We start from the raw sequence: 23086 nt of genomic DNA, 5'->3' as shown, positions 1-23086 counted from the left end.
TCCGAATGAAAAATAAACAGACTACCCATTCAGCTTCTTCATTTTCTTTAAGTAGAATTGAGAAAAAAAAGGTGAAGAAGAAAACTAAGACCAGCAAGAAAAAAAAGATCTGGTTATTTACGCTTGCTATCGTACTTATTGCTGGGCTAGGATCTTATGTTTTTCGTAAAGAACTGCTGATTTTCGGATTTAATAATGTTGTGGCTCCGACTATTGAACACACGCTTGATGGATCATACGTTCCTTTGGAGAATAATGAAAACGCTGAAGCTCCCGGATTACAGCCAACGGCGGATAACAAGGATCGTCCATTTTCTATCCTCCTATTGGGTACTGATCAGCGGGGAAAAGAGAACGGGCTTTCTGATTCGATTATATATACTGTGATCCGGCCAGTTGATCATAAAGTATTGTTCGTGTCGATCCCTCGTGATTCCTATGCAGAAATTATCGGAGCGGAAAAGGTTAAAGGAGCTAGGAAAGAAACCAAGATTAATGCAGCTCATTCCTATGGCGGTCCTCAGATGAGTGTAGACACCGTTAAAAATTTATTAAACGCGCCTATCGAATATTACGCTACTATTAATTTTAACGGTCTTGTGGGCGTTACAGATGCTCTAGGGGGTGTTGAACTTCCGATTACCAAGGTGATTGAGAACAAGAGCCCGGATCATGAGAAATTAAGAATTGAACCGAACAAACCGATTTATTCTGGCGCTGAAGCATTAATGTATGTAAGATACCGCGAGGATTCTGATTTTAAACGAACGGAGCGGCAGCGGATCTTTTTGAAATCTGCGCTTGAACGGATGAAGAGAGTAGATAATATCCTTAATATACAGAAAATCATCGAAATAGCAGGCAGTAATTTCCAAACCAATATGAAGTCAGACTTTATTCTTGATTTGGCGAAAAGAGTAATTCTTGAAGGGGGTACTCCTGAGATCACAAGCCATATGTTGCAGGGTGAGGGCAGACGGAAGGATCAATGGTATTACATGCTTGACGAAAATGATGTGAAGCGTACCCATGAGTTGATTGAGATTTGGCTGAATCCTGACTCTACCGATACGGATCTGGCCGCAGCTTCTGCGGATGACGCAGCATAGATGTTGTGACTGAATTATTTTATTTTTCATGTGGAGGTTGATCTCTCTGGCTGCAAAAACAAATGAGCAAATGTTACTCGAATTTAAGTCCCTCATCCCGTTCGTAGAATCTTTAGGTGAAGTATCAGACAAACATTGGAATCAGCCTATTGCAGCTGGTAAATGGACTTTAAAGGATATCATCTGTCATCTCATGTTATGGGATAAATATTTTTATGAAGGTGCGATTAAGAAAATAATTCTCCGGGAACCGATCACAACCAAGCATTTGGATTTTAACGAGTTTAATGCTAACGCTGTAGAATATGCTAAATTATTATCTGAACAAACATTAATTGAACAATTTGTACGTTATAGAACTAAAATCATAGATGCAGCTGTAGGCTTAACGGAAGATGAATTCAATCATGAATATAAGGATGGAGATCGCAAAAAATTCAGCGTTCGCAAGTACTTGAGAAGTTTTATCCCACATGATAAGCATCATAAAAAACAGATTGAGCAGTTCTTAAAACCTTAAACCTTGGCGCGATTTTGAACTAACTTCATGGATTGGCGTATGAGGATAGGACCAAACATGCTTCCGGCAGAGGCGGCAATTAAGGAATGGAAGGGGAATTTTATAGCAAAATAAAAGACCCATCCAGCAACAATATCAATAAGGATGAACTTCTTGATCTCGGATAATGGTATGGTCACGAAGATAATGGATTGTTTGTTTCTCACAGCAATGACCTCCTAATTTTAAGAAAACATCTTATAAATCCACTGTTCATTCTATTTTGGAACTAAGATGTCCCATTCCGTCTAAATCTACAATCGAATCGTAAAAAAAAGGAAGTATGCCTTGCGGATTTTTTTTCGCAAAGTGTACTTCCTTTTTTGTATGTGAGGATATTATCTGACTAATATTTGGCAGGGTATGGAAAGTCACAGAAGATATATTCAATCACTAGTACAATGTAAGCGTTGTCTTTTGTGAAAATATATCCTAAAGGAGCTAAGCTATGAGAGTGAAGAGACTATCTTTTAACCAGCTTGTGTTTATCTGTTTAGGTTTTCAATACTTGTTAATGCGTTTGTTCTCTGCCGGCGAGGCGATCGTTATCACATCGATAGAGCTAGTAATATATATTGTTTATACTGTCGCCACCCTTGCCGGATTGTTTCTCCGGAGCAGACGAATTGATAGTGAAGCTGTATCCGGGTTGTCGTCGTTATTTTTCAGCGTGTTATGGACGGTGTCTTTGTTCTCACAATTTCGGAAAGAAAGTTATCCAAATGCTTTAACAATCATTAATTCGCTGGGAGTGTCTTCAGCGGTAATCGTGATGCTCACGCAATTTATAATTTTGGCCAAGGCTTAGGCCTTAGCTGAAAAAAGGCGGGTGCCCAGTAGCTATTTTATGGCTATTGCGGCACTCGTTTGTTTTTTTTCATCCCCAGAAATGAAAGCTCACCCTGTTCATTTCGTTTAAATTCAAATTCACTGTCATGCTTGGTATGATGGAATCTTGTTTCTGAGATAGGATAGAACGGTGTAACCTCTTCATCATTCCAGACAAAATAATAGTCCTGGCCCCTACGCTCCACGCTCGCTTTGCAGCCAAATCCCTCATAGGTCCCCATATATTCAGCATACATGCTATCATCAAGTGGAAAGGCTCGCGGGAATATCGGCATTTCGGCAGGCTCACCGAATACTAATCCAGATAGAGATTCCGTTAACTTGGTAATGGGGACACAATCATAATTGGTCAACATGATGACGGTTGTCTGCTCTTCTGGATATCTGTGCATTTCACTTCGGAAGCCGCGATAAGCGCCACCGTGATACATTCTTTTGCGATCATAACGTTCGTCCAAGAACCAACCAAATCGATATTTGAGATTACTTGAATGAAAAGCCATCTCCAGAGTATCGTGAGACACTAATTGATCGGAGTATAAAGCTTGATCCCACAGGAAAAGATCAGCAGCCGTCGAATACATGGCACCCGCTGACAGGATAGAGCTCATATGTATGTATTCACCCTGAGTATACTCTCCCCATGAGGAATGATAAGGTGAGGCTAATTTTGAAATGATTTGCTGATTGTTATAAACTCCTGTATTTACCATGCCAAGAGGCTGTAATATAAAAGTAGTGATATAATCTTCAAATGTCATGCCAGTAATCTTTTCAATGATCATTCCTAATAAATAATAACCCGAATTATTATAGGAAAACGATGTGCCGGGCATAAATGCAGGCGGTTGACTCACAAATAGCTGTAACATCTCCAAGGGAGTCAGCTTCAGTTTATTTAATTTTTGATTATATTCGGGTAGAGAAGTGTAGTTGGCTATACCCGAGGTATGTCCCAGCAGATGAAGGATGGTCATCCCCTCGAATGCATGCTGTTCAGGAAGATATTTTAAGATCGGATCTTCCAGTCGCAGACGTTTTTGTTCTTTTAGCATCAGAATCGCCATGCCAGTGAATGACTTGGTTAGCGACCAGATCCGGAATTTGGTATCTATAGCGTTCGGGACCTGATGTTCAAGATTCGCATACCCATATGCTTTTTGTAGCTTGATTTCTCCATGCTGAGCTATCAAGACTGTGCCGCTCAATGGCCAGCTTTGTTCGTATTTATCTAAAAATTGCTCCAGACGCTGGGATTGTTTATCCACAGGTAACCCCTCCTTAAAGGCATATTCTAACATAATACTAAATTCTGTTGAAGCGGAGAGAAATCCATGAGATATGATTGTTTAATTATTGATGATGAAACTGAACTTGCGGAGACCACCTGCGAATATTTTAATTTGTTCGATGTTCAAACCGCGTTTGTTACAAGCGCTGATGCCTGTCGAAGCTTTTTACGTGAGCATCAGGTCTCAATGTTACTGCTTGATATTAATTTAGGCGGTGAATCCGGCTTCCAGTTATGCAAAGAGCTGCGTCAGACGTTGGGGATTCCCATCTTGTTTATTAGTGCCCGCTCTAGTGAAGATGATGTATTGATTGCTCTTGATATCGGAGGAGATGACTATATTCATAAGCCGTATACCCTGCGAGTGCTGCTCGCAAAAGTGAAGGCGGTGCTTAAACGCCACAATAACGAAGTTATAGCGGAGGCAGCTATCCTCCAAGCCGGCCCTATCCAGATAGACCCCGAACTTAGGAGGGCAAGCCTTAATGGCGTAGCTCTCAAGCTGAAAACGATGGAATATAAATTGCTCAGCTATTTGATTCAGCAGAAAAATAGGGTAATCCCCAAAGAGGAGTTATTTACAGAGGTATGGGGAGATGTTTTTGCGGGGGATGGCACCTTAAATGTACATATCCGTCATCTACGTGAGAAGATTGAGCAGAATCCTAATGATCCTCAGTACATCCGTACAGTATGGGGCATCGGTTATGCTTTTGAGGACAAATAGTTATGACAAAAAAACTGCTGTTGGCCCTTCTGCTTACTATATTTGCCGCAAGTTTAGCGCTCACCTTCCTAATTCTTAATTTGCAGGTGGAGACAGGAACAGATAGAGTGGCGATCAATACCATTGTGAAGCTCACGGAACAGAACTGGGACAAGCTTGATCCGAAGCTGTACAAGGAAAGTCCTTATGAATTTGCCATTATAGATACCACGGGAGTACTTAAATATCAGACGGGAAATGTGATTTCCGTTACTGTTAACGAAGCCATCAATAATCGGGATACTCTAGTGGACGTTTTTGTTCAGGATAAGATGGTGGGGAAGGTGATTATTAATAATGATTACCGTGCGATCTTTATACATATGAAAAAACAATTTATACAAGTTTCTATTGTGATGCTGCTTCTGCTTACAGTTCTAGGCGTTCTCTATATTTGGTTCCTGAATCGATCGGTTCTCCGTCCGTTCCGCAAAATGCAGCAATTCGCGAAGCATATCGCGAGAGGTGATCTGGAAGTGCCGCTGGAGATGGATCGTAATCATCTGTTTGGTGCTTTTACCGAAAGCTTTGATATGATGCGGGAAGAGCTTGCAGCGGCTAGACACAGCGAATATTTGGCGAATAAAAGTAAAAAGGAACTGGTTGCTAGTCTCAGTCATGACATTAAAACACCCGTTGCTTCGTTAAAGGCGATCACGGAACTGATGTTATTAAGCGCAAGGGATGAGAAGACCGGCAGACAGCTTAACACTTTGTACTCCAAAGCAGATCAGATTGATCGTCTGGTGACTGATATGTTCCATTCGACCTTGGAGGAACTAAATGAACTTAAAGTCAGCTTAACGGAAGAGCAAAGCCACCTGCTGATCCAAATTATAAATAATGTGAATTTCTATGAACGGATTTCAGCAGCATCTGTGCCTGACTGTCTCATTACGGTGGACCCCTTGCGGTTGCAGCAGGTGATCGATAATGTTGTGAATAATTCCTACAAATATGCCTATACAGACACACCCATAGATATTAAGTTCGAGATCACGGATCATTATCTGGAGGTAGATATTCTGGACTATGGTCCCGGGGTTCCTGAAGAGGAGCTGCCTTTAGTATTCAATAAATTTTTTCGGGGCAGTCTGGCCGTGAGCCAGAATGGTGCAGGTCTAGGCCTGTACATTTCCCGTTATATGATGCAAAAAATGCAAGGCGACATTCTGTGCTCCAATCGGGAGGACGGATTTACAGTTAAACTGCTAATTCCTTTAGCAGGACAGAATTAAGAATTAGCTAAGGATTGCACAAAGACATGTTAAGAACATTTAACGTACGATAAGGTTGCAATTACGAATGAGCTTGTGATTGCAGCCATTATATTTCGCGTAGAGCTATGATTTTTTTTAGCGCAATTAATGAGCATGAATGTAAATGGAGTGTTCAACATGAGCGAAGTGAATAATAAAGTGCTGATGCAGACTAATAAGCTTGGAAAAACCTTCTCCCATGGAGGAACTCAGCAGCATGTTTTGAAAAATCTGGATCTGACCTTATATCATGGTGATTTTACGATTATCATGGGCAGCTCTGGTTCTGGTAAATCAACACTGCTGTATGCCATTTCGGGTATGGATAAGCCAACACTTGGAGAGGTTCTATTTGAAGGTCAGGATATCACAGCCATGAGTAATGATCAGCTTGCGATATTCCGGCGGAAGAATTGTGGGTTCGTGTTTCAGCAGATTCATCTGCTGGATACGATGAGTGTCCTCGACAATGTATTATCAAGTGCTTTTCTTGTACAAAAGGATAGAGCAGGGGCTGTAAAAAAAGCCAAAAAGCTACTCTCTGATGTAGGTCTGGATGACTCTGTCTGGGGCAAGTTTCCGGCGCAAATCTCAGGTGGCGAAGCTCAGCGGGCGGGGATTATCCGGGCATTGATCAACAGTCCAAAAGCGGTTTTCGCCGATGAGCCGACGGGTGCGTTAAATAGTTCAGCAGGAATAGGTGTACTGCGCGTCCTTACTGAGGTGAATAGACAAGGGCAAAGTATAATTATGGTTACTCATGATCTTAAAACCGCGTTGCGTGGAAATCGGATATTGTATTTGCGGGATGGAGTCATCGTGGGAGATTTGCGTCTTACCCCTTATAGCGAAGATAACGGACCTGAACGGCAGCAGCAATTACAGTCCTTTCTAACCGAATTGGGGTGGTAGGGATGAGCAGCCTAATAGGAAAATTAGCTTGGTCCAATATTCGTAAAAGAAAAAGTGCTACGGTTACGCTCTTCATTCTTATCATGATAGCTGTGCTGCTGCTGAACATTGGTCTTACGGTCATTTTGAAGCTCAATTCCTTCCAGCAAGAAAAAATGACTGAATTAAGGACTCCAGAAATAAGTGCATATTTTCCAAAAGATGATTATCTAGAAGAGTATGAGGAGCTTGTGGATAGTTATTCATATACAGAATCCTGGGAGAATGAAGCAGCAATTCTGTTAGCAGATGCTAAAATGAAGTACGGACAAACGGACACTACGGTAGCTTTTATAATTCTTAACATGGATACACCGCGGACCAAGGGACTGTTCAAGACAACGACTCCACTAGGATCTAAGGATGCGGATATGATCTATCTGCCTTATTTGTTCCATGTTGGATCGGGGTATAACCTTGGGGATACTTTTACTTTTGTATACGATAATAACTCATTTTCTTATACCATAGGTGGCTTTATTGAGGAGCCGTTGCTAGGGACGTTAACTAATGGAGCTTTAAAAGTATTTTTGAATGATGAAGGTTATAAACAGTTGGGGGAACGTCTTGGAACTGAAGCTCAGTACAGCTTTCTATCAGCAGATTTAACCGATCCTTCAAAGGATGTAAAGCTGGAGCAAATGCTTAGTGAGCGGATTTTCGCCTCAGGAAGTACGGATCAATTTCAAGTCATGCGGGCAGAGGTTGGGCTCGAAGGGAACCGTGTTTTTGTTAATCTTTTAGCAGCCATTTTAATCGTATTTGCACTGATTATGGTTCTAATCTCGCTTATTGTCATCAGGTTTCAAATATTGGGGCATATTGAAGACAATTTAACGAACATCGGTATTTTAAAAGCTAACGGCTATACTTCATGGCAGATTAAAAATGCGCTTCTGCTACAGTTCACCTCAGTTTCCATCATTGCAGCTATACCGGGAGGCGGGTTATCTGGGCTGGTTATGCCGTTGGTAGGGAATATGATTTCGTCTTCAATCGGACTTCTGTGGCCAATATCCTTTGAAGGGGTCAGTGCAGTGCTTAGTTTGGTTATTGTCTCTGGACTAGTGCTACTTGTTACCTATCTGTCGAGCCGGCGAATTCGGAACATTACTCCGATTACAGCTCTGCAGAGCGGAATCCTCACTCACAATTTCAAGCGGAACCCAATTCCACTCGAAACATCCCGGATGAATCTGCAATTCAGCTTAAGCCTTAAAGCTTTAGTAAGGCAGGCGAAACAGAATATGATGATCGTATTGATCGTTGCCGGATTAACCTTTTCTAGTATTTTTTGCTCTATATTGAATTTCAACTTTAAGGGAGATACCTCCGCCGTTATAGAACTGGTAGGTATAGAACGCAGCGACTTTTTGTTATTGCCGAAAAACGGTGACCTACAGCAGGGGAAGTTTACAGAATTAGAAGCCATGCCAGGGGTTGAAAAGTTGACTGTATTGGATAGCATGGTCGCTTCGATTAAAAACACCAGCTTTATGCTCCGGGTATCTGACGATTATAGCAAGCTGGAGACACAAACCATATACAAAGGGCGAGAGCCAATTTATGATAATGAAATTGTGATTTCCGGTGTTATTGCAAAGTTGGAAAATTCAGAAATAGGGGACGAGGTCCCGATCACTTTTAATGGTGTGACGGAGAATTATTTGGTTACTGGCTTAAGCCAGCAGATTAGCCAACTTGGAATGGTGGCGAGTATGACCGGTGATGGAATGAGAAGACTTCAACCGGAGTACACCCCTCTGTCCATCAATGTGTATCTGAAAGAGGGGGGAGATGCGCAAGCTTTTGTGAAGGATCTGGAAGCACGCTTCCCTAAGCAATGGAACATTACTAACATTCGAGAAACGGTTGATAGTACGCTCAGTACATTCACTGCCGCAGTATCTTCTATGACAGCAGTCATCACTGTGGTGACGATTATAGTAGTCAGTCTGATTTTGTATTTAGTGATTAAGACTTTGATTCTGAAGCGAAAACGTGAGTTCGGCATTCTTAAAGGAATGGGTTATACCACTTTTAATCTGATGACGCAGATTACCTTTAGTCTGTTTCCGGTGATTGTGGTGGGAGTAGCTTTGGGGAGCATAGGGGGGTATTTTTTCTCAGACTCAGCGTTTGTACTATTGCTCTCGAGTTTAGGGATTTATAATGTCCAACTGGCGGTTAGTTTGCCTCAAGTATTGCTATTGTGTGCAGCCATTCTAGTAGTCGCTTATGCGGTGTCTATGCTTGTTGCCCGGCGAATTCGGAAGGTTAGTGTGTACGATTTGATTATGGACTAATTTAAGCGAAAAACAAAAAAACAACGAGCAGGAGGTTAGTTACTCCATGCCCGTTGTTTTTTTATTACATATTTATTCGTCCGTCATCATAATTGAATTGCCAGTCGATGCCGAATTTATCTTTTAGACTACCATAACAAGAGCTCCAGAAGGTTTCTTGCAGTTCCATAACTACTTTACCGCCCTCTTGAAGCTTATCGAAATATTTCTTTATGTTATCTAAATCCTTACTAACTACGGAAAGACTAATATTGTTTCCTTCGATAAAAGGCATACCTGGAAAAACATCAGAAAACATTACATTACTGCCTTCGATATTCAAGCGGGTGTGCATAACCAAATCTTTAGCTTCCTCAGGAAGAGTGAAATTGGGATCGGGTGGTGTTTCACCAAAGGTCATGATTTGTGGACGTTCAGTGCCAAACACCTCTGCGTAAAACTCTGCTGCGTCACGACAATTCCCATTGAAATTAAGATAAACATCGATAGACATTTTTTTCACTCCTTAAAGGTTTGTTAGCGTTACTTTGAAAATACTTAAAATTCAAAATACCTTGTCACTTCCACATTGTATCATTTACCAGTTTATAAACAAATATTCTTATAGTCTCATTATTAAACTTTTATTTCATCTACTATCTTCTAATTAAAAATAGGATATGGTAGTATTCAAGAAAAGGGATAATTTTCTATAAATTAAATAAAATTATATTTATGTTAAATAGTTAGAGGATTTAGGCTCTTGTTAGATTTTTAAAACGGAGGGGAGGTGATGATGAGTGCGGGTAAGGCATAGAGGAGGTGACCATTCTTTAAAGGAGTGAATACTGCAATTGTAGCATCGCGTGGCTATTAATAAATTATTTACGAATTTATTTAATTGTCGAAAGGAGAATAATAAATGACAAAAGCACTAAGGAAGCAAATGTTGTTATTGCTTACGATCATGGCTTTAGTTATCACCGGATATGCTCCTTCTACCACGTATGCCAGTGAGGCACATGTTGACAATCCGTTTGTAGGAGCTACAGCATATGTTAATCCTGATTATGCCGCACTGATTGATACCTCTATTGCTCAGGTTACCGATAGTACTTTAGTTTCCAAGATGGAGACCATTAAAAAATATCCGACAGCCGTATGGCTGGATCGAATTGCTGCAATTTATGGCGGGACAGAAAACGGAGGCAGAAAAAGTCTTGAGGAAACATTAGATTCCGTACTCGCGCAAAAGCAACCCAACACGCCGATTACAGCCACATTTGTAATTTATGATATGCCAGGGCGGGATTGCCACGCTTTGGCCTCCAATGGCGAGCTGCCACTGACGGCAGCGGGTTTGACAACCTACAAATCAGATTATGTTGACGTAATCGCCAGTATTTTTGCAAAGCCCAAATATAGTGACATTCGTATAGTGACTATCGTAGAGCCGGATTCGCTTCCGAATCTAGTTACCAATCTCAGCACACCACAGTGTGCTCAAGCTAACTCCACGAATATTTACCGTGATGCTACACGTTACACTTTAAATGCTCTCCATGCCATTCCAAATGTGTATACTTACATGGATATTGGTCACTCCGGCTGGCTCGGATGGGATACTAACCGTGGCCCCGCTATAGACCTCTTTACTTCGGTTGTGTCAGGCACTACAGCTGGACTTGCTAGTGTCGATGGATTCATTACGAATACAGCCAATACCACTCCACTAGTAGAACCTAATCTTCCAGATCCGAATCTTACGATAGGCAGCCAGCAGCTTCGTTCTGCAAGTTATTATGAATGGAATCCGTATTTTGATGAAGCCGATTTCACAGCAGCTTTGTATTCAGGTTTTGTAGCAAAAGGTTGGCCTTCCACGATCGGCTTCCTTATTGATACTTCCCGTAACGGGTGGGGAGGACCTAATCGTCCGACTAGTGCAAGCGGAACAACCGTTAACGCTTATGCGGATTCCGGTCGGATTGATAAACGTCTCCATCGCGGCAATTGGTGTAATGCCAGCGGTGCCGGAATTGGAGAAGTTCCACAAGCAGCACCCGCAGGTTATGCAGCCTCACATTTGGATGCATTCGTCTGGGTGAAACCTCCGGGAGAATCTGATGGCTCCAGCAGTGCCATTCCAAATAATGAGGGCAAGGGCTTTGACAGAATGTGTGATCCGACTTATACCAGCTCAAGCGGCACACTGACCGGTGCATTACCTAATGCGCCTGTATCAGGCCACTGGTTCCATGATCAATTTGTTCAGCTGGTACAGAATGCTTACCCTGTAATTCCTCTGAGTAACGGAGGGGGCACTGTAGTTCCTGCGGCACCCACTAATTTGGTAGCGACAGCGGGAGATGCAAAAGTAAGCCTGAGCTGGACGGCATCCAGCAGTGCGACTAGTTACACCGTAAAACGAGCGGCCACAAGCGGAGGGCCGTACACAACTGTAGCAACCGGGCTAACGACAACGAGCTACACCAACACAGGCTTAACGAACGGAACAACCTATTACTATGTTGTAAGCGCAACCAATAGTGTAGGAGAAAGTGTGAATTCGGGACAAGCGAATGCGACCCCAGCGGCGGTGGCGACTGTTCCGACGGCACCCACTAACTTGGTAGCGACAGCGGGAGATGCGAAAGTAAGCCTGAGCTGGAGCGCATCCAATGGTGCGACTAGCTACACTGTGAAAAGTGCAACCACAAGCGGAGGCCCGTACACTACTGTAGCAGCAGGGCTAACGACCACGAGCTACACTAACACCGCCCTAACGAACGGAACAACTTATTACTATGTTGTAAGCGCAACCAATAGTGTGGGAGAGAGTGCGGATTCTACACAAGCGAGTGCGGCTCCAGCAGCAGTGGCGACTGTTCCCGCGGCGCCAACCAATTTGGTAGCGACAGCAGGAGATGCAAAAGTAAACCTGAGCTGGAGTGCATCCAGTGGTGCGACTAGTTACACTGTGAAAAGTGCAACCACAAGCGGAGGGCCTTATACCACTGTAGCAACAGGGCTAACGGCAACGAGCTACATTAACACGGGCTTAACGAACGGAACAACCTATTACTATGTTGTAAGCGCAACCAATAGTACAGGAGAGAGTGTGAATTCGGCACAAGCGAGTGCTGTTCCACAAGTTCCGGCAGCAATTAGTCTGACGTTGCAGTATCGGGCGGGAGATACTAATGCGACAGACAATCAGATCAAACCTTATTTTAATATTAAAAATAACGGCACAACCCCAGTGAACTTAAGCGATCTTAAAATCCGTTATTATTTCACTAAAGATAGTAATCAGACGTTAAATGGCACAATTGATTGGGCACAGATCGGCAATAATAATGTTCAAGTCGCCTTTGCAGACTACACTGGCACGAATGCAGACACTTACGTTGAACTTTCGTTTGCTTCTTCGTCTGGTTCCATTCCAGCTGGAGGCCAGTCCGGAGATATTCAACTCAGAATATATAAATCAGATTGGACTAATTTTAACGAAGTCAATGACTACTCCTTTGATGCTACTAAAACTGCTTATACTAACTGGGATAAAGTGACGCTTTATCAGAATGATGCTCTCGTATGGGGGATTGCTCCGTAACGGAAAGCAGGGGATAATTAAAAGAGCCGCTGGAGTGATCCAGGCGGCTCTTTCTGTATTATTTAATTCGTTTACCGAGTAGCACAAGCAGCCAGATGATTCCAGCCCCAACAATGGCGTGACCAAGTCCCGCAATATGGGGCAGGAAGCTAATATCACTGCCGTTAATTTGCAGCATTCCACGTGTAGCCATTGCACCAATCGTGATTAGAAGACCAATGTTATAGACAATGTACCATGCACCAAAAGATTTAGCCTCATGGATATTAAATAACTTGTCTAAGATCATAGCAATAATAAAGAAAAAGAATCCTAAGACTAGAATGTGAGTGTGAAGCGCAACTAATATAGTATCTCCTGTGAAATCATTCATTTTAGTAATTTCGCGATAGGCCACTCCGGCTATCAAACCAAGAATTGCATAGAAAAAAGACGTGTAATACAATTTTTTCATAAGAATATCTCCTTTGTAGTTATCGTTATGATTGAAGTGTATCAAGCAATTAAGAACGCAATATGAACAAATGATTACAAGGTGAAAAAAATCACTAGTTTATAAAATACATTATATCCTAAAGGAAGTTTCACTTTCCACGACGAACTGTACTACTAGAGAAATGAGAGGAGACTTAAGGAAAATATGATCGATAACGTTGAAGGATTTCCTGTGCTCGAAACAGACCGCTTTATTTTGAGAAGAATTACACTGGATGATGCTAAAGAAATATATAATTATTTTTCAAAAGATGAAGTGACCCAGTATTATGATCTGGATAGCTTTACCGATATACAGCAAGCGATCAACCTTATCGAAAGATGGGATGAACGTTTCAAAGGCAAACAAAGCATTCGCTGGGGAATAGCCAGGCGTGAGGATAATATAATGATTGGTTCGTGCGGATATCATAACTGGGCGCACAGAAATTTCAAAGCAGAGATTGGGTATGAATTATCTCCACTTTATTGGCGGCAGGGTGTGATGACGGAAGTCCTGACAGCTATTATTGCGTATGGCTTTGAGCATATGAAGCTCCATCGAATTGAGGCGCTTTATGATCCGGCTAATATTGCCTCCAAGAAGTCTCTTTTGAAAGCGGGCTTTAAGTATGAGGGATTGTTGCGCGAATCTTTTTTTGAAAAAGGTAGATTTGTAGATGCGGAGATTTGCTCTTTGTTAGCTTCCGATACGAACTAAGAAGTATAAAATTAAAAAATGCGAGTTAACCATAATGCGAGAGGACGTATTATGGTTTTTTGTTTGTGATACAATAAATAGATTATCGAATTTATCCTACGTGGTACTAATCCAACATACATATCATGATGAAAGAAGGTGAAGGTATGGAGTTTGAGTATTTGCTTCGTGTAATTGGCGCGGGAATTTGTGGCGTATTAGTTGGATATGAACGCAAAAGCCGGATGAAAGAAGCTGGAGTTAGAACACATTTTGTTGTGGCCTTAGGTGCTGCACTCATGATGGTCATCTCCAAATATGGGTTTCAGGATCAAGCGGATTGGCCTAATCTTTCTCTTGATCCCGCTCGGATAGCTGCTCAGGTAGTAAGCGGAGTAGGTTTTTTGGGCGCAGGAATGATTTTTATGCAAAGACACACAGTCAAAGGGCTCACTACTGCTGCAGGGATTTGGGCAACAGCCGGAGTGGGCATGGCTATAGGGTCTGGTCTTTATATTCTTGGCGTAGGAGCAACGATAATCATTTTACTTGGGCAAAAGATCTTACACAGTCGTAATAGCTGGCTGGCCGCACCAAAAACCCAACAGCTCGTTATAAGTCTAGCTAACACAGAAGGCGCTATGGGCCGAATTCAAGAGTTGCTTAAAGAACACAAAATCGCTGTTCTAAGTTTTCATGCTGAAAATAACAGTGTAGAATCCGAATTAAACGTAGAAATCGTTGTAAGATTGCCTGAATCATTTAATCCAGTACAATTGTTATCGATGATCCAAGAGGACGCAGCGGTTAAGACCGTTGAGTTTCAATGATTTTTTAGCACCTTCGATGTAACTAACTCACTTCGCATCAAAAGCTACCTCCTTTTTGAGAGTTTCCTTTTGATGCGAGTGTTACCTTCAATTTACCATCGATTCACACACCCTCAAAATACCACTTTCAGTCTTTCTGTTCCAATTAATAGGTTCAAGATTCAAATTAAATGCTAATTCATGGGCTTATATGTTATGTCTGTGTTATATATTGAGTGGTTTTTGTGTTGGTTATCTTTCGTTAACCGCTTACATTTATTTTTAAATAAAAAATATGTCATTTATATTGACACATAAACCATGACCCTTTATTATTAATCCCATCACTGGAGAAACTAAATTAAAATTTAAATCAAAGAATACATTATCAGCGCTTTATTTGCAAATAATTTCTTATTTTTGTGGTTTATTAATCCAATTAATGCACTGGAGAAAATAATTAGGAGAATGCCCGTGAAAAAGCACGATCAGGATTTTATGAAGCGACAAAATCGTTTAACGGTTTTCGAAATTATAAAAAATCAACAACCGATTTCTCGCGCTTCTATTGCTAAACAGACTGGTATGAGTCCTACGACTGTAAGTCGAATTGTCGGAGAGTTGACGGAGGAAGGATATTTACTCGATTCAGAGCAGGTATCATCAGGATTAGGTCGGAAATCAACGTTAATAGGTATGATGGACGCTTCTGTATTATCGGTTGGCGTTGAACTGGATCGCAGTCTTATGTCTATTGGAATTGTGGACTTACAAGGACAGCTTATCTGCAGTAGTCAATTTCCCCGTACACCAGACGAAAGCCCGGATGGAACGCTGGAACGGATTCATGAAGCCATTGAGCAATTGTTCCAGCAGCATGTGATTGACAGAACACGTATCGTGGGTATTGGCGTTGGACTTCCCGGCATTGTGAATAACGAAGAAGGAATTGTTGTCTTCTCTGTTCAGCTAGGATGGAAAAATGTGCCGTTAGCCAAACGCTTGAAAGAGCTGACAGGTTTTGAAATCGCTGTGGACAATGAGCTGAAAGTAAGGGCTCTTGCTGAACATCTTAAAGGAGCCGCAGTCGGCTCAAGCCGTACGGCATTATTGGGTTTCGGTCAAGGCGTGGGTTCTGCGATGATTCTCGAGGGAGAGATTTATCGAGGGGTGATGAACAGTGCGGGTGAAATTGGGCATACGACAGTAGATCCTAACGGAATGATGTGTGAGTGCGGCAAAGCGGGCTGTTTACAGACCTATATAAATATCAGTTCTTTATTATCTGAAGCTAATCGGATTCGCCCGATCCGTACGATTGAGGAGTTATTCGCAGCAAAACATGCAGGAGAACAATGGGCGATTCACTTGATCGACCGTGCACTCATGTATATGGCCATCACCATTAATAATGTCGTATGCATGTATAACCCCGACAGCGTGATTTTAAGTGGAGAACTCGTGGACAAATTCCCGGATATATACGAAGAAGTTGAGCAGCTGTACCTCTCGCGCTTTACCTGGGAGCCGCTTCGTGGTTCCTTTACGATTCATCGCTCGTTGCTGAATGAGAAGGGTGTAATTATCGGATCGGGACTTTTATCGCAGAATCGATTTTTTGCCTTAGATTAAATTAACTACTGCTGGGGAGGTTGTACAGATGGGATTTACAACATTGGTAGAAGAATATCGTGGTGGCCTGCTGGAGAATGTGCATTATGGTGCAGTTAGTGTAGTTGATGAGAAGGGCAACATTTTGTACAAAGCAGGCGATCCGGAGCATATGACTTATCTTCGCTCTGCTGCTAAGCCATTCCAAGCTTTGCCGGTAATGAAACGCCGGATCGATGAAGTATATGGTTTGACAAGTAAAGAAGCTTCGCTGTTTACCGCTTCACACCGGGGAGAAGTCTTCCATATTGAAGCGCTTGAAGCTCTTTTTCAGAAAATGGGATTAAAAGAAGAGTCACTACATTGCTGCTCTACATACCCGCTGAATGAAGAAGCCAAAGCAGAACGTCACCGGGCAAATGAACCCACTCGTAAAATCTTTCATAACTGCTCAGGCAAACATGCAGGGTTAATGGGCCTTAGCAAATATATGGGTTGGGATATAAACACTTATTACGATCCTAACCATCCTGTACAACAGGAGATTCTTGAGATGATGGCTTATATCGCTGAAGTTCCCAAAGCGTCCATCCCGCAAGGTATTGATGGCTGTGGACTTCCTATCTTCGCACTTCCGCTTCATAAAATCGCTTATTCCTATCTAAAGCTAGCGTGTCCCGATTTAATTGAGGATACGGATATACGTAACGCAGCCGCTGCCATTGCAAAACTTATGAACGATAACCCGGTTATGATTGCTGACACGAAATTTGTATGCTCAGAGCTCCTGAAGGATGACAATCTGACGGCTAAGGGTGGAGCAAAAGGGGTATACGGTATCGGACTCCGTAAGGAACGAATGGGTATATCACTGAAAGTATCCGACGGATCAGAACAAGTCTGGCCATGTATTATCGCATCGATTCTAGAACGTATTGGTTACAGCAATCAAGACACAATTGATCGCCTATATGCACTCGTGCCTAACACGATTGTTAATGATGGCGGTACTGTAGTCGGCGAACGCCGTGCTGTATTTCAATGGGAGATCTAGAGCATAAGGTCAAGAATAATCTTCAAGTTTGGTGATTAATCGGACTAGAAGCTTTTCTAATACATCGTTTGAATAGGGGAGTGTAAAAAATGAAAGCAAAAGGAAAAGTATGGTCAATGTTCATGCTGCTGCTTATTACAGTAGTAGTGACTGCAGGGTGCGGCAACAAAGCGAGCAACGAGGGACAAAACGGCAATACTGCTGGTGGAACTGAAACTAGCACCCCAACTACAAAGAATGATAAAGACATTGTAATTGCCATCAATTCTAACTTTATTACGCTGGACCCTCATAACGCAAGCGATACGCATTCAATCAGCGCTGCCAGAACGATGTACGAAGGTCTGATGGGTTTTGACGAGAATATGAACGTGGTTCCTGTTCTTGCCGCAAGCCATTCCATAAGTGAAGACGGGTTGGTCTACACGTTCACGCTGCAAGAGAATGTTAAATTCCAAGACGGTACTGACTTTAATGCTGAAGCGGTTAAAGTAAACATCGCCCGTATTCAAGATGAGAAGAACAATCTGAGACTGCGCAAAAGCTTCGCAAAGGTAGCGAAAGTGGAGACTCCTGATGCTAAAACCGTGGTTATTACACTCAGTGAGCCGTATAACGCATTTTTAAATAAAGTAGCTATGGCACCTATTATTAGTCCGAAAGCTTTAGAAGAAAATGGCACCGATATTTCGAAAAATCCTGTAGGGACGGGACCATTTAAGTTCAAAGAATGGGTGCAAGGCGACCGCTTGGTTGTCGTTAAGAACCCTGATTACTGGCAAGCGGGCTTGCCAAAAGTGGATAGTGTGACCTTTAGACCTGTGCCAGAGAATGGATCACGGATAGCCATGCTAAAAACCGGCGAGGCAGATTTTATTTATCCAATGCCAACGGAGCAAGTATCTGAGGTTGAAGGTCTTGAAGGAATTACTGTAGATACCATCGATTCGACAATTGTCCGTTATGTAACGTTAAATACGATGAAAAAACCTTTTGATGATGTGAAGGTACGTCAAGCCATTAACTATGCTATCAATAAAGAAGCTTATATCAAAGTTGTGAAATCGGGTCTTGGTGCTAAGCTTGATTCCACGATGTCTTCCAAAACACAATACTATTCCCCGCAAACAGGTTATGACTATGACATTGAAAAAGCTAAACAATTGCTTGCTGAAGCAGGTTATCCTGATGGATTCGAAACCGAAATTTGGGGTGAAAATGAATCCGAAACTATGAAGGGTATGCAATTTATTCAGCAACAGCTAGCACTTGTAGGGATTAAGGTAGACGTGAAATCCATGGAAGGTGGCACATTGTCCGACCAAATTAACTCTGCTAAGACACCAGAAGAAGCGAAAATTCAAATGTGGTACGTCAGCTGGTCTCCGTCTTCAGGAGATGCAGATGGTGCAACCAGAGGGTTATTCAGTAGTGAAATGTTCCCGCCTGCTGGCTCAAATACAGCCTATTATAAAAATGAAAATGTAGACAAATGGATCGCTGAGGCGAATAAATCTGTTGATCCAGAAGCGGCTAAATCCATCTATGGCAATATTCAAAAAACAATTTGGGAAGATGCTCCATGGGCATTCATGGGCGTCGACCAAATCATCTCAGGCAAAAGATCGTATCTGGAAGGAGTTAAGGTCTTCCCGGATGGTTCCATTAATGTCCTGAATGCAGAAGTGAAATAATGCTAAACAAACGTTAGGTTTAATATCCCAAGAAATGAACGAGGCCGCTTCTGTAGTTTGGTGGGAAGCGGCCTCACTAAATCATTTGTCGATACTGAAGGGGGCTTATGAGTTGGGTAGATATGCTTTACAAAGACTCCTCGGGGTTATTCCGCTGTTGTTCATTGTATCGGTGCTTGTCTTTTTGTTTATTCACTTAATCCCAGGCGATCCAGCCCGACTTATTGCCGGTAAAGATGCCACGCTTGAAGAGATTCGTGGAATTCAGGAGCAGCTGGGTCTCAATCTGCCTTTGTGGAAGCAATACATAAACTACATGGGTGATCTGCTAAGTGGGAATCTGGGCAATTCGATCCGTTCAGGGATCCCGGTTACTGACATGCTGGAAAGCAGAGTAATGCCTACGTTGTGGCTGACTTTTCTTAGTATGGCCTGGGCTCTAATTATTGGTCTTCTAATTGGCGTGGTTTCAGCCGTTTATCGCAATCGGTGGCCGGATCATTTAGGGACGTTGACAGCCATTTCAGGGATGTCTATTCCTGGATTTTGGTTAGGCTTGGTACTCATTCAAATTTTCTCGGTAGAGCTTGGTTGGTTTCCAACGGGTGGTGTTGATTCCTGGAAGTCCTATATTCTTCCTTCCATTACACTCGGGATGGGAATTATGTCTATGTTGGCCCGTTATTCTAGGTCATCTATGCTGGAGACCCTTCGGGAGGATTATATCCGTACAGGACGTGCAAAAGGCTTACGCGAGTATGTTGTTATCGGCAGGCATGCGCTGCGCAACTCTTTGATTCAGGTGGTTACCGTAGCTGGACTTCAGTTTGGGTTCCTGCTCGGCGGCTCTGTAATGGTTGAGACGGTATTCAGTATTCCGGGTCTTGGCAGGCTGCTAGTAGACTCCATTTTGTTCCGGGATTATACAGTCATTCAAGCCTTACTGCTTCTGTTTGCTACACAATTTATTCTTATCAATCTATTAGTAGATTTATTGTATGGTGTTCTTAATCCGAAAATAAGGTTTTCTCAGTAGCTAATGCGACTAAGAAGCAGAATTTCAATAGATTTATAGGGTGAATTTAGGATCAGGAGGGATATCATGAGTGACAATTCGGCGGTGATGGGAGCAAAATCTCCATTACCCGGAGAGGTACTGGCCCCGGAGAAAACAAAAGGCCGTATGGGTGTTTTTTTACGTAAGTTCAGTAAACAAAAGATGCCCCTTGTGGCCGCATTTTTTATTATATTGCTATTCCTAATTGCAATTTTCGGGCCATTTCTGACCCCGTATAATCCTGATGAACCAAACTACGATGCTCTTATGGCAGGTCCTTCTGCTGCACATTGGGCCGGGACAGACGAATATGGCCGTGATATTCTAAGCCGTCTGATTGATGGTACTCGCTTAACCTTAGCGGTCAGTCTCAGTTCCGTCTTAATCGCAGGTGTACTTGGAACTATCCTAGGTCTGTTAAGCGGATATTATGGCGGTTGGCTAGATCGGATAATTATGCGTGGCAGTGATGTACTATTTTCTTTTCCTGACTTGCTGCTTGCCATTGGGATCGTCGCCATTCTCGGTCCGGGTCTATCCAACGTTGTTATCGCAGTTGCAGTCTTTGGTACTCCATCGTTCGCCCGAATTATTCGGAGCGTAACGCTGTCTGCGAAAGAAACATTGTTTGTGGAAGCGGCTCGTTCCATGGGAGCGAAGCATCGCCGGATTATTTGGCGTCATATTTTTCCTGAGACCGTGCCCAGCATTATCGTTAATCTATCCATGAAGATTGGCGGAGCGATCTTGGCCGCTGCATCATTGAGCTTTCTCGGAATGGGTGCAAAAACAACAGAGCCCGATTGGGGCGCAATGTTAAGTATGGGACGTGATTATTTAAGTATTGCTCCACATATCGTTTATTTTCCGGGGATAGCCATCTTTTTAACAGTACTTGCATTTAACCTGGTCGGGGAAGGATTGCGTGATGCTCTTGATCCCAAAATGAAAAACTAAGGAGGGACAAGACATGACTCAACATTTGTTGGATGTACAAGGGCTGAAAACGGAGTTCAAACGCGGCGATGGAAGTATAACTGCGGTTGCGGGGGTAGACTTTGCTATTAAAAAAGGTGAAGTGCTAGGCCTGGTTGGTGAATCTGGTTGTGGCAAAAGTGTAACCTCATTATCGATCATGCGGTTGCTTAAAGATACGCCGGGCAGAATTTCTGAAGGTTCTGTGCGTTTTGAAGGAAAGGACTTGACGAAGATTTCTGAGAAGGAGATGCGCCAAATCCGGGGAAATGATCTGGCAATGATTTTTCAGGAGCCGATGACCTCTCTTAATCCAGTGCTGCGGATTGGGCTGCAATTAACAGAGCCGATTAGACTGCATTTGGGTTATGGACGCAAGAAGGCTCGTGAGCATGCGATTCATATGTTGCGGCTTGTAGGTATCCCTCGCGCAGAGGAATTAATCGATGAATATCCGCATCAACTATCCGGCGGGATGAGACAGCGGGTTATGATTGCAATGGCCATGTCTTGTCATCCAAAGCTGTTGATTGCCGATGAACCCACGACCGCACTCGATGTAACGATTCAAGCGCAAATTCTTGATCTGATGAAGCAGTTGAAAGATGAACAGGATATGGGAATGCTGCTCATTACCCATGATCTTGGAGTAGTTGCGGAATTATGTGACCGGGTAGTTGTTATGTATGCTGGTCGTGTGGTGGAAGAAGCCTCTGTTCAGGAGCTGTTCGCCAGACCGCAACATCCGTATACCAAGGGATTGATTCAATCGGTACCTAAGCTGCGCCAGAATGTACATCGCTTGGAGTCTATAAAAGGGAATGTGCCAGACCTTTCACAAATGCCTGCCGGCTGTAAGTTTGCGCCACGCTGCGAATTTGCCATGGAGCGTTGTCTGTCGCAAGAACCTGAGCTACTTCCGATTGAGGGGCTAGAGCGCAAAAGCCGTTGTTGGCTTACACAGCAGGAGGACACGGAAGGAGCGGGATGTTTATGAAAGAGACTCCATTAATTGAGGTTAAGGGTTTGAAGAAGTTGTTTTCTGTGAAGAAGGGCTTCTTCGGAACGACTAAATATTTACACGCCGTTGATGGGATTTCATTCGCCATTCGTAAGGGAGAAACGTTCAGCCTTGTAGGTGAAAGTGGCTGTGGAAAATCGACTACGGGCAGGCTGGTGACTCGCTTACTGGAACCCAATCATGGAGAAGTATGGTTTAAGGGACAAAATATTAGCCATATCTCAGACAACCAGATGCGGCCTCTGCGCAAAGATATGCAGATGGTGTTTCAAGACCCTTATGCTTCACTTAATCCCCGCATGAAGGTGAAGGATCTTGTCGCCGAACCCCTGCTTATTCATACAAAGCTGTCCTCTAAAGAACGGGATAAACTAGCTTGCGAACTGCTAGAGACCGTTGGATTGAACAGTTTCCACGCCGAGCGATTCGCGTTTGAGTTCAGCGGTGGACAGCGGCAACGGATTGGGATTGCCCGGGCTCTGTCCGTTCGCCCAAGTCTAATTGTGGCGGATGAACCCGTGTCAGCGCTGGATGTATCGATTCAGTCCCAAGTGTTGAATCTGTTACAGGACTTGCAGGAGGAATATGGCCTGACGTATTTATTCATCTCTCATGATCTCAGTGTGGTCGAGCATATTAGTGATCGAATTGGGGTTATGTATCTGGGTTCTCTTGTGGAGACGGCTGATAAGGATACATTGTATGACCGTCCCTTGCATCCTTACACCCAAGCGCTGCTATCTTCAGTTCCTGTGCCCGATCCAAGCTTGAAGAAGGAACGCATTATTCTAAAAGGGGATCTTCCAAGTCCAGTTGATCCGCCGACGGGCTGTCGTTTTCATACAAGATGCCCTTCCTGTATGGAAATCTGTAAGCAACATGTGCCTGTATTCCGGGAAGTTGAACCAGGTCATGAGCTCGCTTGTCATCTGTTTGATGAAGAAATGTTGAAACTAGAACGATAATTTTAAATGTGAGTACACTTTACGGAAAAGAAGGGACAGCT

The 23086-nt window shown here is 43.0% G+C and carries 21 protein-coding genes; 17 read left to right on the top strand and 4 right to left on the bottom strand.

The genetic code is table 11. From position 1 onward, the window contains the following. Window positions 1-5: 5 nt before the first annotated feature. Complete coding sequence (locus MHI51_RS20420) at window positions 6-1109, top strand: LCP family protein (RefSeq protein ID WP_081387120.1); 1104 nt, start codon at window positions 6-8, stop codon at window positions 1107-1109. A gap of 37 nt (window positions 1110-1146) precedes the next feature. Continuing rightward, on the top strand, window positions 1147-1629 hold the full coding sequence (locus MHI51_RS20415) for a DinB family protein (protein WP_179086982.1): 483 nt from the start codon (window positions 1147-1149) through the stop codon (window positions 1627-1629). Here the strand turns inward: MHI51_RS20415 and MHI51_RS20410 are convergent. Beyond that, complete coding sequence (locus MHI51_RS20410) at window positions 1626-1835, bottom strand: hypothetical protein (protein WP_076276074.1); 210 nt, start codon at window positions 1833-1835, stop codon at window positions 1626-1628. The two genes, MHI51_RS20415 and MHI51_RS20410, sit on opposite strands and share 4 nt — an antisense overlap. A 281-nt stretch (window positions 1836-2116) precedes the next feature. Here MHI51_RS20410 and MHI51_RS20405 point away from each other — a divergent pair, with 281 nt between their 5' ends. Beyond that, window positions 2117-2476 carry a hypothetical protein gene (locus MHI51_RS20405; protein ID WP_036685802.1) on the top strand — a complete coding sequence of 120 codons (360 nt, stop codon included), beginning with the start codon at window positions 2117-2119 and terminating at the stop codon, window positions 2474-2476. Between the two features lie 43 nt (window positions 2477-2519). Here the strand turns inward: MHI51_RS20405 and MHI51_RS20400 are convergent, their stop codons facing one another. After that, window positions 2520-3785, bottom strand: coding sequence for a serine hydrolase (locus MHI51_RS20400; RefSeq protein ID WP_076276075.1), 1266 nt, complete (start codon window positions 3783-3785; stop codon window positions 2520-2522). Between the two features lie 66 nt (window positions 3786-3851). On the opposite strand from MHI51_RS20400, the gene MHI51_RS20395 reads away from it, so the two are divergent. From MHI51_RS20395 to MHI51_RS20380, 4 genes are all read left to right on the top strand, one after another. Next, window positions 3852-4535: a response regulator transcription factor gene (locus tag MHI51_RS20395; protein ID WP_076218474.1), complete on the top strand. Its 684-nt coding sequence runs from the start codon at window positions 3852-3854 to the stop codon at window positions 4533-4535. A 2-nt stretch (window positions 4536-4537) separates the two neighbouring features. Continuing rightward, window positions 4538-5812, top strand: a complete 1275-nt coding sequence (locus MHI51_RS20390; RefSeq protein ID WP_076218475.1) for a HAMP domain-containing sensor histidine kinase — start codon at window positions 4538-4540, stop codon at window positions 5810-5812. 159 nt (window positions 5813-5971) lie between these two features. Beyond that, the gene (locus MHI51_RS20385; RefSeq protein WP_076183127.1) at window positions 5972-6745 is read left to right on the top strand and encodes an ABC transporter ATP-binding protein; all 774 of its coding nucleotides are present in this window, start codon (window positions 5972-5974) and stop codon (window positions 6743-6745) included. A gap of 2 nt (window positions 6746-6747) precedes the next feature. Beyond that, entirely contained in the window at window positions 6748-9090 is a 2343-nt protein-coding gene (locus tag MHI51_RS20380) for an ABC transporter permease (protein ID WP_076276076.1), read from the top strand. A gap of 64 nt (window positions 9091-9154) precedes the next feature. Here MHI51_RS20380 and MHI51_RS20375 read toward each other — a convergent pair whose 3' ends face one another. Then, window positions 9155-9583: a VOC family protein gene (locus MHI51_RS20375; RefSeq protein WP_076183122.1), complete on the bottom strand. Its 429-nt coding sequence runs from the start codon at window positions 9581-9583 to the stop codon at window positions 9155-9157. A 408-nt stretch (window positions 9584-9991) separates the two neighbouring features. On the opposite strand from MHI51_RS20375, the gene MHI51_RS20370 reads away from it, so the two are divergent. After that, a complete protein-coding gene (locus MHI51_RS20370; RefSeq protein ID WP_081387400.1) occupies window positions 9992-12685 on the top strand; it encodes a glycoside hydrolase family 6 protein in 2694 nt (897 codons plus the stop codon). 58 nt (window positions 12686-12743) lie between these two features. Here the strand turns inward: MHI51_RS20370 and MHI51_RS20365 are convergent, their stop codons facing one another. Next, window positions 12744-13139, bottom strand: coding sequence for a DUF2871 domain-containing protein (locus tag MHI51_RS20365; protein ID WP_076129897.1), 396 nt, complete (start codon window positions 13137-13139; stop codon window positions 12744-12746). 186 nt (window positions 13140-13325) lie between these two features. On the opposite strand from MHI51_RS20365, the gene MHI51_RS20360 reads away from it, so the two are divergent. The 9 genes from MHI51_RS20360 to MHI51_RS20320 all read left to right on the top strand — a co-directional run bounded on the left by MHI51_RS20360 (window position 13326) and on the right by MHI51_RS20320 (window position 23045). Further along, complete coding sequence (locus MHI51_RS20360; RefSeq protein WP_081387401.1) at window positions 13326-13880, top strand: GNAT family N-acetyltransferase; 555 nt, start codon at window positions 13326-13328, stop codon at window positions 13878-13880. A 146-nt stretch (window positions 13881-14026) separates the two neighbouring features. Next, complete coding sequence (locus tag MHI51_RS20355) at window positions 14027-14689, top strand: MgtC/SapB family protein (protein WP_094903188.1); 663 nt, start codon at window positions 14027-14029, stop codon at window positions 14687-14689. Window positions 14690-15142: 453 nt separating this feature from the next. Continuing rightward, entirely contained in the window at window positions 15143-16300 is a 1158-nt protein-coding gene (locus MHI51_RS20350; RefSeq protein WP_076276077.1) for an ROK family transcriptional regulator, read from the top strand. Between the two features lie 28 nt (window positions 16301-16328). Continuing rightward, window positions 16329-17333, top strand: coding sequence for an asparaginase (locus MHI51_RS20345; RefSeq protein ID WP_076218481.1), 1005 nt, complete (start codon window positions 16329-16331; stop codon window positions 17331-17333). Between the two features lie 89 nt (window positions 17334-17422). Then, window positions 17423-19027, top strand: a complete 1605-nt coding sequence (locus MHI51_RS20340) for a glutathione ABC transporter substrate-binding protein (protein WP_076141089.1) — start codon at window positions 17423-17425, stop codon at window positions 19025-19027. A gap of 112 nt (window positions 19028-19139) precedes the next feature. Then, on the top strand, window positions 19140-20063 hold the full coding sequence (locus MHI51_RS20335; protein ID WP_036689023.1) for an ABC transporter permease subunit: 924 nt from the start codon (window positions 19140-19142) through the stop codon (window positions 20061-20063). Window positions 20064-20210: 147 nt separating this feature from the next. Further along, window positions 20211-21041: an ABC transporter permease gene (locus tag MHI51_RS20330; protein ID WP_405174067.1), complete on the top strand. Its 831-nt coding sequence runs from the start codon at window positions 20211-20213 to the stop codon at window positions 21039-21041. A 13-nt stretch (window positions 21042-21054) separates the two neighbouring features. After that, window positions 21055-22056 (top strand): ABC transporter ATP-binding protein, encoded by a 1002-nt coding sequence (locus tag MHI51_RS20325; protein ID WP_076129893.1) that lies wholly within the window; start codon window positions 21055-21057, stop codon window positions 22054-22056. Further along, window positions 22053-23045 (top strand): ABC transporter ATP-binding protein, encoded by a 993-nt coding sequence (locus MHI51_RS20320; protein WP_139332068.1) that lies wholly within the window; start codon window positions 22053-22055, stop codon window positions 23043-23045. Before MHI51_RS20325 ends, MHI51_RS20320 begins: the two co-directional genes overlap by 4 nt. Window positions 23046-23086: the final 41 nt, after the last annotated feature.

It is taken from the genome of Paenibacillus sp. FSL H8-0260, from assembly GCF_045040625.1.
GTDB classification, from domain to species: domain Bacteria; phylum Bacillota; class Bacilli; order Paenibacillales; family Paenibacillaceae; genus Paenibacillus_AQ; species Paenibacillus_AQ odorifer.
Note: the sequence above shows the minus strand (reverse complement) of the source record. Positions and strands in the feature narration are given on the sequence as shown.